Origin of the sequence: Ancylothrix sp. D3o, assembly GCF_025370775.1 — a bacterium.
In the GTDB taxonomy this organism is placed as follows: domain Bacteria; phylum Cyanobacteriota; class Cyanobacteriia; order Cyanobacteriales; family Oscillatoriaceae; genus Ancylothrix.
Map to the genome: position 1 here is coordinate 108,346 of NZ_JAMXEX010000014.1, position 14,038 is coordinate 122,383.

Sequence of the window (14,038 nt, forward strand, 5' to 3'; positions counted from 1 at the left end):
CCGCTCTTTAAGCTATCTGACTTCATAAAAAAAGCAGCAATGAACAGCCACTCTACCACTCCTCTAAAAGCCAGTATCCTGATCGCGGATGATACCCTAGATAATCTGCGTTTGCTATCCGATATCCTCACACAAAAAGGTTATAAAGTCCGGGGAGTTCGCAAAGGCGAAAGAGTAATATCTGCTGCGGAGTTATCGGCTCCTGATTTAATTTTATTGGATATTCTCATGCCAGAAATTAATGGCTATGAAGTGTGCCGGCAACTCAAAGCTTCTCCAAAAACCCGTGATATACCCGTAATTTTTTTAAGTGCTTTAAAAGACACCAGCGAGAAAGTTAAAGCCTTTGCAGTGGGCGGTGTAGATTACATTACAAAACCCTTTCAGATAGAAGAAGTTTTAGCGCGAGTAGAAAATCAGTTACACTTAAAATTGTTGCAAAAACAACTCAGCGAACAAAACAGCCGGTTGCAGCAAGAAATTCGGGAACGGCAATTACTGGAAGACAAATTGCATTCTTCCGAAACAGAAATCCGGGCTTTTTTTGAAGCGATGAATGATGTTGTCTTAATTTTGAATACCCAAGAGGGAAATCTGAAAGTTGCCCCAACCAATACGGCGCGATTTTACCCGCCAGAAGTTGATATTTTAAGCTTAACAATTGAGCAATTTTTTTTAGAAGAAAAAGCTCCTATTTTTAAAAGCCAAGTAGAGCGAGCTTTAGCCGAGCAAAAACTTGTTAATTTTGAGTACAGTTTGGAAGCCGCTGGCGAGAAATTTTGGTTTACAGCCAGCATCACCCCTACTTCCGAAAATACAGTTACTTGGGTAGCGAGAGACATTCGAGATCGCAAAAAAGTAGAAGCCGCCTTGCGCCACAGTGAAAAGCGATTTAGAAGCTTAGTAGAAAATATACCAGGGGTGATTTATCGCTGCGCTTGTGATGGAGACTGGACAATGCAATTTATCAGCGATGCGGTTGAAGAAATCAGCGGTTATCCAGCCAATGATTTTATTAAAAATAAGGTAAGGAGTTGGGCAAGTATCATTCATCCAGACGACCGATTAAATGTACAAATTAGCATTAATAAATCTGTTGAAATTAGACAAGCTTTTGTTTTAGAATACCGCATTATTCACGCCTGCGGCAGTATTCGCTGGGTTTACGAAAAAGGTCAAGCTTCTTTTCAATCAGATAATTTACTCTGTCTTGATGGAGCAATTTTTGATATTACTGAACGCAAACAACAAGAACAAGCATTGCAATTAATTGTCGAAGGCACCGCCGCACAAACAGGCTTAGAATTTTTCCGCTCTTGCGTTCGCTATTTAGCCATTGTTTTGCGGGTGCGTTATGCGCTTGTCAGCCAGCGAATATATCAAACTACAAAAGTTCGCACTTTAGCATTTTGGACGGGTGAAACTTGGAGCGACGACGTGGAATACGAACTTGCAAGCACCCCTTGTGAAAAAGTTTTAGCCGGCCAATGTTGTTACTATCCTGATAGCGTTCAAAAAAGATTTCCCGAAGATCAAGAATTAATTGATTTAGGAGTGGAAAGCTATTTAGGAATTCCCTTGCTAGACTCCACCGGCCAAATTTTAGGTCATTTATCTGTAATGGACACCAAACCTATGATCAACGACACCAACCAGCAGTTAATTCTCCGAATTTTTGCCGCCAGAGCCGGTGCAGAAATTGAACGAAAATTAGCAGAACAAGCGCTTGAACATCGAGCCAAAATGGACAGTTATCTTAGCAATATATCCCGCGCTTTTCTTGATCGAGAATTTGAAAGTGCCCTCAATTTCATCCTCAAAATTTTAGCAGAAGCCACCGGCGGCGAACGCAGTTATTTAATTCGCTATTCCGAGAGTCAAATTCATTGGAGTGTCACCCATGAATGGTATGCAGAAACAGTTTCCCCCGCCGCGCCAATTTTACAAAATATCTCTATTTATGCAGCCCCTTGGATTTACAATCAACTGAGCAATAAAACCCTGATTAATATTCCCAAGGTTGCCAATTTACCTCCCGAAGCCAACGCAGATCGCTCAATTTTAGAAAAACTCTCCATCCAATCTTTAATTAACATTCCCCTCCTCCACCGAAATGAACTAATCGGCTGCTTAGGAGTAGATGCAGTGCGAACGCCGAAAGCTTGGAGTGAACAAGAAATTAATTTGTTAAAAGTTGCCGGTGAAATTATTACAATTGCCCTTGCTCGCCACGAAGCCGAACTTGCCCAGCAACACGCCGCCGAAGCCGCCCTTGCTGCCAACAAAGCCAAAAGCGAATTTCTTGCCAATATGAGCCACGAACTCCGCACACCGCTAACAGCAATTCTCGGTCTTTCTGAAGCCTTGCGCGATGAAGTTTTTGGGCCTTTAACCACTAAACAACATCAAAAATTAGCAACCATTGAACAAAGCGGCCAACACTTATTAGAACTCATTAATGATGTTCTTGATTTGGCCAAAATTGAATCAGGAAAAATGGATTTACAATTGGCAAATACCGATATTTTAGGTTTATGCCAAGCCAGTTTAGCCTTTGTAAGGCAACAAGCCTATCAAAAACAAATTAAACTCAGTTCGCAAATTTCTCCTCACATCAAACAAGTAGAACTAGACGAGCGCCGCATTCGCCAAGTGCTGATTAATTTACTTAGTAATGCCGTAAAATTTACCCCCGAAGGCGGCCAAGTTTGGATAGAAGTTAATGGAAATTTAGAACAAGAAGTTTTAAACTTTACCATCGCTGACACCGGCATTGGTATTTCCGCCGAAAATATTACCAAACTTTTTAAACCTTTTGTACAGTTAGATAGTTCCTTCACGCGCCGTTATGCCGGCACCGGCTTAGGTTTAGCATTAGTGCGGCAAGTCGTAGAATTGCACGGCGGTAGTGTCTCTCTCGAAAGTGAAGTCGGGCAAGGAAGCCGGTTTACAGTATCTTTGCCCTGGAAATTAGAAACCAAAAAATCCTTAGCTGAACCGGCCAACTATGGCAACTTATCTATTAACTTAAATCAGGTTTTAATCGTAGAAGATTCTCCCCCCGCCGCCGAACAAATCGCCCTTTATTTATCACAATTAAACGTTAAACACTGCGAAATTCATCCCTTGGGAACCGGCACAATAGAAGAAGCCATAAAAATAAATCCAGATGCAATTATTTTAGATTTACAACTACCTGATCGCTCCGGTTGGGATGTTTTGGCACAACTCAAAACCGAACCTCGCACCCAAAACATTCCCATTTTGATTGTTTCCGTCGCCGATGAACCGGCCAAAATTAAACAATATACCGGCCCCTGTGAATATTTACTCAAACCTTTTTCTGCCTATCAATTCCAAATTGCTTTACGCAAATTATTAGCCGTAACAACACCTCTAAAAACCCCTTTACCCGCTCCTCAAAATAACACGCCTTTAATTTTACTTGCCGAAGATAATGAAGCAAATATTAGTACAATTGTTGAATATTTAGAAATCCGAGGTTATCGTCTGGCAACCGCTTTCAACGGTGTAGAAGCAGTGCAAATGACCCAACATTTAAAACCTGATTTAATATTAATGGATATTCAAATGCCAGAAATGGATGGTTTAGAAGCAACCCGCCTTCTTCGCGCCAGTCCAGAACTTGCCAAAACGCCGATTATTGCCCTCACTTCCCTTGCCATGCCAGGAGATCGGGAAAAATGTTTTGAGGCGGGAGTGAATGAATATCTCGCCAAACCTGTAAGCTTGAAAAAGTTAGCTGAAACAATCGCTCAGCAGATTGCTGCTTCCCAAACTCTCCCTCAATCCCAACTTTAGAATTTTTATGGAAAATCAACCTACTCAAACCAACAATAGAAAACTCCGCCTTTTGGTTATTGATGATGAAGAAAGCATTTTTGAAGTCATCGAAGGATTGCTTTTTCGAGAAGGATATGAATTTACCTATCTTCCCAGTGGCATCGAAGCCTTAACCAAAATAGATGAAATTCAACCCGATGTAATTTTACTCGATTTAATGATGCCAGAAATGGATGGCATCGAAACTTGCCAGAAAATAAAATTTAACGAACGCTGGCGTCCGATTCCAATTATTATGGTAACAGCTTTAAGTTCCAAAGAAGATTTAGCTCGTTGTTTAGAGGCGGGGGCTGATGATTTTTTATCCAAACCGATTAATAGCATCGAACTCCGAGCACGGGTTCGCTCAATGTTGCGAATTAAACTTCAATATGATGCCCTCGCTGCAACTCAGCAATTGCGAACTTTAAATCTTTTTAATGCTTTTTTGAATTAACAAAAACTATGACAGCAAATTTCGGCCCCAACCCCAATAAACCCTATCCAATGGCAGACCAACGGCGCGTCTGTTTTATCAAAAATTTTATAAAATCCCCGCTTATTATTGTCGGGGATTATTCCTACTATGACGATCCCATTGACCCCGAAAACTTCGAGAAAAACGTCCTCTACAACTACGGCCCCGATAAATTAATTATCGGGAAATTTTGCGCCATTGCTACAAATGTTAAGTTTATTATGAACGGCGCAAACCACAAACTTGATGGCATTTCTACTTATCCATTTCCAATTTTTGGGCAAGGTTGGGAAACAGCTATGGATAAATTAATTGCCCTGCCAAGTCGGGGGGATACGGTGATTGGAAATGATGTTTGGATTGGCTATGAATCTGTAATTATGCCCGGAGTTTGTATCGGTGACGGCGCGATTATTGCCGCAAAATCGGTGGTTGTTAGTGATGTGCCGGCTTATACGGTTTTTGGTGGCAACCCAGCCCGCAAAATTAAGCAGCGGTTTAGCGATTCCCAAATAGAAACTTTGCTAAAGATTCGCTGGTGGGATTGGGAAATAGAAAAAATTACTCGCAATATTCCTATTATTATGGAGGGAGATATTCAAGCTTTGATGAAAGCTGAATAAGAGCTATAAAAGATTGTCGCAAGCTGAGGTCGAAATAGTGGGGAATTAAAATCAAAGGCCGGTATTAATTTGGAATTACACCGGCCTCAATAAACGCCGCCGAATCACAACCTCAACAGCCAAATTTTTATACCCCACCTCATCAAATAAAATCACAATTTTATCCCCCTCATACCGCATCACTTGGCCTTCTCCCCAGCTTGCATGAACCACGCGACATAACAGCGGAAATGGCTGCTTTCCTGAACTTTCCTCAGCCGCAATTCCCACAAGGCCGGCCTAAATTTTCCCCCAAATAATTAAGCAAATACTCACGGCGGCAATTACCTAACTCTGCATAACCACGCATCATTTCTAAACGCGATTTTACAAATTGCTGCCGGCGTTCCTGCTGCCTTTAAATCAGCACTTTCTTCGCCTAAAATCACCTCGCCGGTGGGCATCACCGCCAGCGTGTCGTGAGCTTCCAGAATTACTAAAATTGCCTCCTCTTGCCCTGGACGCAGCGATTTATAGCCGAACTCAATGCGGGCAGTTTTATCAATTTGTACCCTTTTTTTGGGCTTTCTTCCCATCATTTTCACTGCCGGTTTTTCGATGAAAATTGCCCTTATTAATCCCGGCGTTCCTCGTAATCTTCCGAAGCCATTGGGTCTAATTCCCACCTATTATCGTCGCGTTCATCTAACATATCGATGGTACGCAAATCAGTGCGATCATCGATTTCTAAACCCACCGCCGCTGCTAATTCTTCAACTACATTTTGATCCGGTGTTGCAACAGTTCCGCCAACCGCTTCATCCCCCACATTTGCCTGATCCCAAGCTGCATCAATATCGCCGCCGGTTAATTCTGGGCCCAGGGAATTATATTGAGCCATTTCTTTTCGCATTCTGCGGGCACCATTCATGGCCGGTTCTTCTTTAACGCCGGTGCCATAAGACTCAGTAATTCCTTGCGGTAAATCCCCATAATCTTGTTCATTTTCTGTTGTCGGTGCAGCTTTTTTTTCTTTATCTGCCATGATTTTAGCCTCTAATTTTTTTTGCTACTACTATAAAAAAAGATATCCTATTTGCCAGACGAAAAAATCTGCAAATAGGAATAAATTGGAACTTAAAACACCCTAACCATCAGAAAGAGATTTTTCCTCTCCCATCATTAATACTTGCGTTCCTGCGGTTGGAAAAGCGTCATAGTCACCGGCCGGTATTGTAAATCAATCCCCGCCGGCGAATAATAAGCAAACGTATGTTTCAAGAAATTACTATCATCCCGTTCGGTAAAATCCTCACGAGAATGAGCACCGCGACTTTCTTTGCGGTTCAACGCCGAAGTCAAAATCATCTTGCCAACAATCATCAAATTTCGCAACTCAATTGCCTCAAGGATCTCCGTATTCCAGCAACTTCCTTTGTCATCTAAATAAATTTTTTGGTATTGTTGCTGGAGTTGTTCAAGTTGCTTTAACCCTTCCTGCATCACCTCCTCCGTGCGAAAAACCCCGCAATGTTGAGTCATGCAATCTTGGAAATCTTGACGCAATTTGCCAATCCGAATTTCCCCATTTTGATTAAACAAAGCTTGCATTTGTTTAACCGCAGTTGTTAAATAACGCTGTTCATCAACTTGCGGCATTTTGCGATTCTGCACATATTCAGCTATTGCTGCACCTGTACGTTTGCCATAAACAACACATTCCAAAAGCGAATTACTCCCCAGCCGGTTTGCACCATGAACCGAGACACAAGCTGCTTCACCGGCAGCAAAAAATCCCTCCACAAAATTATCGGGCCCACTGCGAACTTTGCCATCCACATTAACAGGAATTCCCCCCATTGAATAGTGAACAGTTGGGCGAATCGGCATCGGTTTTTCCACCGCATCAATACCAACAAGCCGGTGTGCTTCTTCCCAAGCAAAAGGAACGCGCAACATAATTTTTTCGCGTCCCATGTGTCGCAAATCTAAATACACAAAAGGCCCGCCGGCACTCCCATCAGGATGAATTCCACGACCGGCCCGAATTTCTTTTGTAATAGCGCGAGAAGTAATATCACGAGGGGCTAATTCCATGCGACTTGGTGCATAATTTGCCATGAAACGTTCGCCTTCGCTGTTAATTAAATAAGCCCCTTCTCCTCGTACAGCTTCGGAAATTAAGACGCCGGCAGGATAGAGGCCGGTGGGGTGAAATTGCACAAACTCCATATCTTCGAGGGGAACACCGGCCAGCGCCGACATCGCCAAACCGTCGCCGGTGGAGGCAAAATCATTTGAAGTGGTGTTATAAACGCGACCATAACCGCCGGTGGCAAACATCACAGCTTTGGCGCGAACAACAGCTAATTTGCCATCTTCAATGCGGTACATAACCACACCTTTTGCTTGAGAGTCTTCAAGAATAAGCTGCATTACATACCATTCATCGTAGATATGTACGCCATACCGGCGCAAATTGTTAACTAATTCATGGAGAATGGCGTGGCCGGTTTTATCTGCTGCATAACAAGTACGATTGTGAGAATGGCCGCCAAAGGCTCTTTGTGCGATGCGTCCATCCGCCAAACGTGAGAACAAAACCCCCATGTGTTCAAGGTCGATAACCACGTCCGGCGCTTCTTTGGTCAGCAGTTCGACGGCATCTTGGTCAGCGAGATAATCGGAACCTTTAACGGTATCAAAGGCGTGAGCTTTCCAGCTATCTTCTGTATCAACGTTTTTGAGGCTGGCAGCCATGCCCCCTTGTGCGGCAACAGAGTGAGAGCGGATCGGGTGAGTTTTGGCCACAACGGCGATGCTGAGTTTCGAGTCTTTGCGGGCGATTTCAACAGCAGCGCGACAGCCGGCCAAACCACCGCCAACAATAATAACGTCGTGTTCTAACATGATTCCTCTGGAGGTTTTCCTACTTTTTATATGGTCGCTCAAACAAAAAAAATCCCCACCAAAAGGCAGGGAAGTTTTTATAAATAGTCATTTGTCCTTGGTCATTGGTCATTGGTCATTAGCAAAAACAAATAATTAGTGGCGCGGGCAACATGAGCCGCGATTGCCGATTGCTGCGATTATTGCGATTGGCGCGCATCTGTCCCAGATGCGCCACTCAGGCATCGCAACTGTTGACAAATGACAAATGACAAATGACAAAATCAGCTTGTCGCTTGTAGAGTTTGCTGGCTGGAGACGTTGCCCACCGGCTCAGGGACTGTGGCGGTTTCGACCGGCTCAAATTGGATATGATTAAGCAGGGTGGTAACGAAGGCAAACAGTAAAAAGGGCAGGGAAAGGACGAGGATGAGTCCAACGGTTGCTAGGGCGTAAATTTGGCGGGTGGTGCTCCACAGCGCAAGAGCAGACGCGAGGCTGAGGAATATGACGATTAACCAAATGATGATTTGACCGTAGATATCTCCAAAAGTGAGCGTGCAGACTAAACGGTATCCATTGTCGTTTTTCATATTGTCCCTCTCATCATGGATTCTTTTAAAGTTCTAGTTTAAGCCGGGAATTTGGGGTTGGCTGTTTTATAAAGATTTTTCAAGCGTATTGTAATATGCCTTTACAATTTTTCGGAGTTTTTAATCTGGCGGTTGGCCGGCTTGTTTGAGTATGCTGTTTTATGCTGGTGATAAGAAAGGCAGGCCGGTTGATGGCTGATAAATACACTAAAATTTAAACATTGCTCAATAAAATTGCGGTGAGTTTATGGTTTCTCAACTTGAATCGCTCACAAATTCAGAAATTATTTATCCCGAATCTGATGGACAACCAATGGCAAATAATACCGAACAATTCCGCTGGATAGTTGTAATCGAGCAAAATTTGGAATGGTTATATGCGGATGATCCGAATGTGTTTGTAGCGGCAGATTTGTTTTGGTATCCGGTGCAAGGAAAACAGAATATTGTCAATGCGCCTGATGTGTTCGTGGCATTTGGCCGGCAAAAAGGAAAACGAGGTTCTTATCAACAATGGAATGAAGGAGGAGTTGCGCCGCAGGTAGTTTTTGAAATTTTGTCTCCGAGTAATTCTCTGGATGAAATGGACAGGAAGTTGTTGTTTTATGAGCGTTATGGAGTTGAGGAGTATTACATTTATAATCCTGAAAATAACCAACTTCGCGGGTGGTTGCGAGATGAGGATGGTTTGCAGGTAATTGCTTCGATTGCCGGTTGGGTGAGTCCAAGAATGGGGATTCGTTTTGAGTTGTCAACTGAAAAATTAGATATTTTTCGTCCAGATGGCAATCAGTTTTTTTCTTATGTTGAAACCTGCCAATTATTAGAAGAAGAACAGCAGCGAACAGAAGCAGAACGCCAACGCGCTGAAACAGAACGCCAACGCGCTGAAACAGAACGCCAACGCGCTGAAACAGAACGCCAACGCGCTGAGGAGGCCGAAAATTCTTTACAAGAAGAACGGCGCCGGTCGCAACTTTTAGCAGAACGTTTGCGGCAGATGGGAATTAACCCTGATGAAATTGGGTAATATTAAGAAAGCCGATTTGTTTGATCGGCTTTTTTTTGCTCAGCAACAAGAAACCTATCAATTTTGTTATAATTTCATTTAATTTGAGAAAGCGCAGGGAAATTATGACAGCCACTTTAATAGAAAAACCGGCTCAGGGAGTGGTGCTAAAAAATATTAGCTGGCAGACTTATGAATCTTTGTTACAAGATTTAGCAGAACAGCCAGGAGTTCGCTTGACTTATGACCGAGGAACTTTAGAAATTATGACACCTTTAGCACCGCACGAAAAGTACAGCGAACTGTTAGGGAATTTTGTAGAAGTTGTAACGGATGAATTAAATCAAGAAATTTGCAGCTTGGGTTCCCTGACTTGTAAACGGGAAGACTTAGCGCGGGGTTTAGAACCAGATAAATGTTTTTATATCAAAAATGAGGATCTTGTTTGGAATAAAGAACAAATTGATTTTAATCAAGATCCACCGCCAGATTTAGCGATAGAGATAGATATAACAAGCAGTTCTATTGACCGGCTGACATTGTATGCAAGTTTAGGGGTGCCGGAAGTGTGGCGATATGACGGTACTCGTTTAATAATTTATCAATTAGAAGAAAATGGATATGTAGAGGCGGATGTTTCTCGGACTTTTCCTTTTTTGCCGCAAACTGAGATTATGCGGTTTTTGGACTTGAGGAAAACGACAAAAGAAAAGGCATTGTTGCGGTTATTTCGCCGGTGGGTGAAAAGTCAAATTGAATAGGAAAATGGCCAAGAATATTGCCAGGCAGAACGTTTGCGGAAGATGGGAATTAACCCTGATGAAATTGGGTAATATTAAGAAAGCCGGTTTGTTTGATCGGCTTTTTTTAGATTAGCTACAAGAAACCTATAAATTTTGTTATAATCTCATCTAATTTGAGAAAGCGCAGGGAAATTATGACAGCCACTTTAATTGAAAAACCGGCTCAGGGAGTGGTACTAAAAAATATTAGCTGGCAGACTTATGAATCTTTGTTAAAAGATTTAGCAGAACAGCCAGGAGTTCGCTTGACTTATGATCGAGGAACTTTAGAAATTATGACACCTTTAGCACCGCACGAAAGCAGCAAGAAAATTTTAGGGCGTTTTGTGGAAACTGTCACTGAGGAATTAGATATTGAAATTCGCAGCTTGGGTTCTTTAACTTGCCGGCGTGAGGATTTGGAGAGGGGTTTAGAACCGGATCAGTGCTATTATATTGACAATGAGTCAGTTGTCCGCAATGTAGAGCAAATCAATTTTAATCAAGATCCACCGCCAGATTTAGTGATTGAAATTGATATTACAAGCAGTTCGATTAACCGTATGGAATTGTATGCAGCTTTGGGGGTGTCCGAGGTTTGGCGTTATGACGAGTCGCGGCTAGTGTTTTATCAATTGCAGGGGGAAGAATATGTAGAGTGTGAAGTGTCTCCAAAATTTCCATTTTTAAGGCCGGTGGAGGTTATACGCTTTTTGGAAATGCAAAAAGAGGTGGGAGAGACATCGATGATTAAAGCATTTCGCCGGTGGGTGAAAAGTCAAATTGAATAAATAGATGGGAAAGAAGAGGTTTCTCTGCAACATCTTGAACTTCAATTAAAAAGCCACAAAGAAAGCCGGTTTCTTGCCTCGACGTAGGTAAGTTTTGTTGGTTATCACAATATAAAAAGCGCATCACCTGAGTAAGTGATGCGACTAGCAACCTTCGCTAATTTTTTCAAGATGTCTAATTTATTTATACGAGGCTTGTACAGACTTCTTTACCATCAGAAAACCTAGCGCAAGCTCGGAATTTTTGCCGATAGTTCATCATATCTCCATAACTCCATCCGTCTATTTCAGTTTTGTACTCGTTATAAGTGCGTCCTTGTTCATTCTTGAGATACAAAACAGTATTCACTGGAACATCTGCTTTAACCCAATTTGCTTTACAGTTTTCTGATTTCCGCAGTTCAACGATAATTTCCCGTCGTTCCTGACGTCGAGTTGTATAATTTCCCCCTGATGTTCTTGTCAACGTTTCTGAATCTTGGTTACATCCTCGTGTAACTGGATCTTGCCCATCTTGCGCTTGAACCACCGGCACCGAAGCCAAAAATATAGTCAACATAGCTGTTAAAACAGCAACCGTACCACCTAAACCAGCAAATTTTGAACCTTTGAGCGACATAATTCTTCTCCGTGTCAAATGTAATTTTCTGGAAAGCTTTAAAGGCTGAGCCTCTATTTTTCGCTAAACTTATTAAAGCTGTACGCCAAAGTTCAAAGACCAAAAAGATATATCGCTACGGCCTTTAACACTTGTTCCAAAAGGAGTAACTCGAACATTGGAACACCCTTTTTCGCTAAAAAACGGACTCCCCATATACTGATTAGCTCCTCGTACAGTTATGGTATTATCAGCTTTAACTTCTTCTACTATTCCAACATGGCCGAAGCTGCTATCAGCCCCACGAAAAGACCGTTCCATGACTACAATTGCACCTGGCTTAGGACTGTCTAATTGAATGAATCCCCTCTTTTGCAAAAAACCATCATTCCAGTCTGCTGCATCAGGAAAACCTGTTAAATTGAAACGATTTGCCACATAATTTGTACACTGACATTTGCCCTGAGCAAGGCTACTACTTGGCGTGAATAACTGAATGCTGGCTATGCTTCCAAGTAGCACCGCAATTGAACCAAAGCACAATTTCTTCATAGCATCTATCTAAGGAGTTAATTATCTTATAAAACTTTTTATTTGATACAGTCAACTATACATAAAGCTTTTACGGCTCACCATTTGGCTCAACAAAAAAGGCTCATCTGTCTACTCAAAGCGCACTTTTTGGCTCATTTATCTCAATTAGCTCATTGTTCGGCTCTGCAACCTGAGCTATAATTCAACTTGATTACAAATATGGTATGGGAAAAAAATGGCCGGCTTACTAAGAGCATCCGAAGAAGGTCTAAAAATCGTCAATCTAGCCAGAAGAAACCCCGGTTGGAACAAAGCAGATGAACTTTGGTGTCAAGCCGCCCTCACTTCAAAAGCAACCTTAAAAAGATTTTGGGCAAAAAAGCCAATTCGACGCGAAACATTTATTGATATTTGCAAAGCTGTAGGAATTAATAACTGGGAAGATATTATTGAGCGTAAAGACATCCAACAAACCGAACCACTTTTAGCCGCCGCCATCGCAGATTTACCTGTAGTTTGTGAAAAAAACACCGGCTTCCCACTGCCAGAAAACTTACCCCCCGTGAGAAACTGGGTAAACCGCACAAAACAACTCGAAACCCTAAAAACATACATACTAAATTCAACAATCACCGGCCTTTCAATTGTGGGATTACCCGGCACCGGCAAAACCACCCTCGCCAGTCAAATTATCCGCCAACTCCACACAGAAAACACCCCATTCCTAGCAGCAGCATGGCAAACTTTACAAACCGGCACCCATCAACCTCCCCCATTTAACCGCATCATTAATTCCCTCCTTTTTTCCCTCTCCAATGGCGAAGTCACAACAAGCGACATCCCAGACAATGACTATTACCAAAAAACCGAAAAACTCATAAAAATTATTCAAAAAAAACCTTGCTTAATAGTATTCGATAGCGTCGAAATACTCCTGAAAACCGGCCACCCCCAAACCGCCGGCTACTTTTCCCAAACCTCCACAGAATACGCCTGGTTATTTAAACAACTCTTAGAAACCGAACATCAAAGCAAAATTTTATTCACCAGTCAGGAAAGCTTGGCAGAATTGCCTCCAATTGTTACCCGTGAAATCGTATTAAATGGACTCGAAGAAGAGGCTGGTGTTAAGTTATTGCAAACTTTTAACCTAACAGCAACCCCAGAAGAACTCACACAATTAACCCAACGCTATCAAGGACACCCAAAAGCCTTACAACTCATCGCCGGCTTAATTAGAGATGATGACGAATATCACGGAAACATCGCCAAGTTTTTACAAAATAGAGACTGGTTACTCATTCAAGAAATAGAAAATTTCCTTGATCAAATTATCCACCGGCTGAGTGAAATAGAGTTAACTTGCCTCAGTCGAATTTCCGTTTATCAAACCTCAGAATACCCTCTAAATTACACCGGCATTATCGCTCAAATGCCAGAAATTAGCCGTTATGAACTCAAAGAAAACATCCTCCGTGCCCTCAAGCGTCGGCAACTACTTTATTATTATCCAAAACAAGAATCCTACCGGCTTCCTCCCCTCATCCAAGAAAAAGCTTATCAAATATTATCTCAAAATCCAGAAAATCTCCGCACAGCACACCGCTGCGCTTACCATTACTTTTTAAACCTTCCTCTCAAACCAGAAACCGAATGGCAAACAATAGAAGATATTAAACCCCTCATCCACGCCCATTATCACGCTTATCAAGCACAAAATTGCCAAGAAGCCGCACAAATAATATCAAGAATCTATGAGTATTTGAGCAGTTGGGGTTATGAATTCGATCAAAACTGGACTTATTTATTAACAAAAACTCCCCAAAGAATCGCTAGGGATGAACAAACCCAGCAAATGCTTTGCGGAACTCCACCAGAGTTGTAGAGATTGCTTTATTTTATTTGTTACAAAAATTGAT

15 protein-coding genes are annotated in these 14,038 nt (G+C 42.2%); 7 read left to right on the plus strand and 8 right to left on the minus strand.

Translation table 11 applies throughout. The features are described from left to right. Positions 1 to 39: 39 nt before the first annotated feature. The 3 genes from NG798_RS20420 to NG798_RS20430 are packed head-to-tail and all read left to right on the plus strand — an operon-like array spanning position 40 to position 4,944. Positions 40 to 3,822: a response regulator gene (locus tag NG798_RS20420; RefSeq protein WP_261225550.1), complete on the plus strand. Its 3,783-nt coding sequence runs from the start codon at positions 40 to 42 to the stop codon at positions 3,820 to 3,822. Between the two features lie 7 nt (positions 3,823 to 3,829). Continuing rightward, positions 3,830 to 4,300, plus strand: a complete 471-nt coding sequence (locus tag NG798_RS20425) for a PleD family two-component system response regulator (RefSeq protein WP_261225551.1) — start codon at positions 3,830 to 3,832, stop codon at positions 4,298 to 4,300. Positions 4,301 to 4,308: 8 nt separating this feature from the next. Next, positions 4,309 to 4,944, plus strand: coding sequence for a CatB-related O-acetyltransferase (locus tag NG798_RS20430; RefSeq protein ID WP_317619616.1), 636 nt, complete (start codon positions 4,309 to 4,311; stop codon positions 4,942 to 4,944). A 75-nt stretch (positions 4,945 to 5,019) separates the two neighbouring features. On the opposite strand, the gene NG798_RS20435 is transcribed toward NG798_RS20430, so the two are convergent. From NG798_RS20435 to NG798_RS20460, 6 genes are all read right to left on the minus strand, one after another. Then, on the minus strand, positions 5,020 to 5,214 hold the full coding sequence (locus tag NG798_RS20435; RefSeq protein WP_261225552.1) for a hypothetical protein: 195 nt from the start codon (positions 5,212 to 5,214) through the stop codon (positions 5,020 to 5,022). Continuing rightward, the gene (locus tag NG798_RS28205) at positions 5,198 to 5,296 is read right to left on the minus strand and encodes a RecQ family zinc-binding domain-containing protein (RefSeq protein ID WP_375338987.1); all 99 of its coding nucleotides are present in this window, start codon (positions 5,294 to 5,296) and stop codon (positions 5,198 to 5,200) included. The genes NG798_RS20435 and NG798_RS28205 overlap by 17 nt, the downstream gene beginning before the upstream one ends. Next, positions 5,268 to 5,522 (minus strand): hypothetical protein, encoded by a 255-nt coding sequence (locus NG798_RS20445; protein ID WP_261225553.1) that lies wholly within the window; start codon positions 5,520 to 5,522, stop codon positions 5,268 to 5,270. The genes NG798_RS28205 and NG798_RS20445 overlap by 29 nt, the downstream gene beginning before the upstream one ends. 35 nt (positions 5,523 to 5,557) lie before the next feature. Further along, complete coding sequence (locus tag NG798_RS20450; RefSeq protein WP_261225554.1) at positions 5,558 to 5,968, minus strand: DUF6335 family protein; 411 nt, start codon at positions 5,966 to 5,968, stop codon at positions 5,558 to 5,560. A gap of 137 nt (positions 5,969 to 6,105) precedes the next feature. Continuing rightward, positions 6,106 to 7,833: a succinate dehydrogenase/fumarate reductase flavoprotein subunit gene (locus NG798_RS20455; RefSeq protein WP_261225555.1), complete on the minus strand. Its 1,728-nt coding sequence runs from the start codon at positions 7,831 to 7,833 to the stop codon at positions 6,106 to 6,108. A gap of 263 nt (positions 7,834 to 8,096) precedes the next feature. Then, positions 8,097 to 8,405, minus strand: coding sequence for a hypothetical protein (locus NG798_RS20460; RefSeq protein ID WP_261225556.1), 309 nt, complete (start codon positions 8,403 to 8,405; stop codon positions 8,097 to 8,099). Between the two features lie 247 nt (positions 8,406 to 8,652). On the opposite strand from NG798_RS20460, the gene NG798_RS20465 reads away from it, so the two are divergent. The 3 genes from NG798_RS20465 to NG798_RS20475 all read left to right on the plus strand — a co-directional run bounded on the left by NG798_RS20465 (position 8,653) and on the right by NG798_RS20475 (position 10,987). Further along, on the plus strand, positions 8,653 to 9,435 hold the full coding sequence (locus tag NG798_RS20465; RefSeq protein WP_261225557.1) for a Uma2 family endonuclease: 783 nt from the start codon (positions 8,653 to 8,655) through the stop codon (positions 9,433 to 9,435). 104 nt (positions 9,436 to 9,539) lie between these two features. Continuing rightward, entirely contained in the window at positions 9,540 to 10,175 is a 636-nt protein-coding gene (locus NG798_RS20470; protein ID WP_261225558.1) for a Uma2 family endonuclease, read from the plus strand. A gap of 176 nt (positions 10,176 to 10,351) precedes the next feature. Next, the gene (locus NG798_RS20475) at positions 10,352 to 10,987 is read left to right on the plus strand and encodes a Uma2 family endonuclease (RefSeq protein ID WP_261225559.1); all 636 of its coding nucleotides are present in this window, start codon (positions 10,352 to 10,354) and stop codon (positions 10,985 to 10,987) included. 184 nt (positions 10,988 to 11,171) lie between these two features. On the opposite strand, the gene NG798_RS20480 is transcribed toward NG798_RS20475, so the two are convergent. Both NG798_RS20480 and NG798_RS20485 read right to left on the minus strand, forming a co-directional pair. Next, entirely contained in the window at positions 11,172 to 11,606 is a 435-nt protein-coding gene (locus tag NG798_RS20480) for a YjfA family protein (protein WP_261225560.1), read from the minus strand. Between the two features lie 72 nt (positions 11,607 to 11,678). Continuing rightward, positions 11,679 to 12,137 (minus strand): CHAP domain-containing protein, encoded by a 459-nt coding sequence (locus NG798_RS20485; protein WP_261225561.1) that lies wholly within the window; start codon positions 12,135 to 12,137, stop codon positions 11,679 to 11,681. Between the two features lie 217 nt (positions 12,138 to 12,354). Between NG798_RS20485 and NG798_RS20490 the strand changes: the two genes are divergently transcribed. Beyond that, positions 12,355 to 14,004 carry an NB-ARC domain-containing protein gene (locus NG798_RS20490; RefSeq protein ID WP_261225562.1) on the plus strand — a complete coding sequence of 550 codons (1,650 nt, stop codon included), beginning with the start codon at positions 12,355 to 12,357 and terminating at the stop codon, positions 14,002 to 14,004. Positions 14,005 to 14,038 lie beyond the last annotated feature (34 nt).

What these genes read in the sequence shown, in the direction of transcription:
- NG798_RS20465 (WP_261225557.1), top strand. Translation starts at nt 8,653, where the DNA reads ATGGTTTCTCAACTTGAATCGCTCACAAATTCAGAAATTATTTATCCC.
- NG798_RS20475 (WP_261225559.1), top strand. Translation starts at nt 10,352, where the DNA reads ATGACAGCCACTTTAATTGAAAAACCGGCTCAGGGAGTGGTACTAAAA.
- NG798_RS20490 (WP_261225562.1), top strand. Translation starts at nt 12,355, where the DNA reads ATGGCCGGCTTACTAAGAGCATCCGAAGAAGGTCTAAAAATCGTCAAT.
- NG798_RS28205 (WP_375338987.1), bottom strand. Translation starts at nt 5,296, where the DNA reads ATGATGCGTGGTTATGCAGAGTTAGGTAATTGCCGCCGTGAGTATTTG.
- NG798_RS20460 (WP_261225556.1), bottom strand. Translation starts at nt 8,405, where the DNA reads ATGAAAAACGACAATGGATACCGTTTAGTCTGCACGCTCACTTTTGGA.
- NG798_RS20425 (WP_261225551.1), top strand. Translation starts at nt 3,830, where the DNA reads ATGGAAAATCAACCTACTCAAACCAACAATAGAAAACTCCGCCTTTTG.
- NG798_RS20445 (WP_261225553.1), bottom strand. Translation starts at nt 5,522, where the DNA reads ATGATGGGAAGAAAGCCCAAAAAAAGGGTACAAATTGATAAAACTGCC.
- NG798_RS20480 (WP_261225560.1), bottom strand. Translation starts at nt 11,606, where the DNA reads ATGTCGCTCAAAGGTTCAAAATTTGCTGGTTTAGGTGGTACGGTTGCT.
- NG798_RS20485 (WP_261225561.1), bottom strand. Translation starts at nt 12,137, where the DNA reads ATGAAGAAATTGTGCTTTGGTTCAATTGCGGTGCTACTTGGAAGCATA.
- NG798_RS20420 (WP_261225550.1), top strand. Translation starts at nt 40, where the DNA reads ATGAACAGCCACTCTACCACTCCTCTAAAAGCCAGTATCCTGATCGCG.
- NG798_RS20455 (WP_261225555.1), bottom strand. Translation starts at nt 7,833, where the DNA reads ATGTTAGAACACGACGTTATTATTGTTGGCGGTGGTTTGGCCGGCTGT.
- NG798_RS20470 (WP_261225558.1), top strand. Translation starts at nt 9,540, where the DNA reads ATGACAGCCACTTTAATAGAAAAACCGGCTCAGGGAGTGGTGCTAAAA.
- NG798_RS20430 (WP_317619616.1), top strand. Translation starts at nt 4,309, where the DNA reads ATGACAGCAAATTTCGGCCCCAACCCCAATAAACCCTATCCAATGGCA.
- NG798_RS20450 (WP_261225554.1), bottom strand. Translation starts at nt 5,968, where the DNA reads ATGGCAGATAAAGAAAAAAAAGCTGCACCGACAACAGAAAATGAACAA.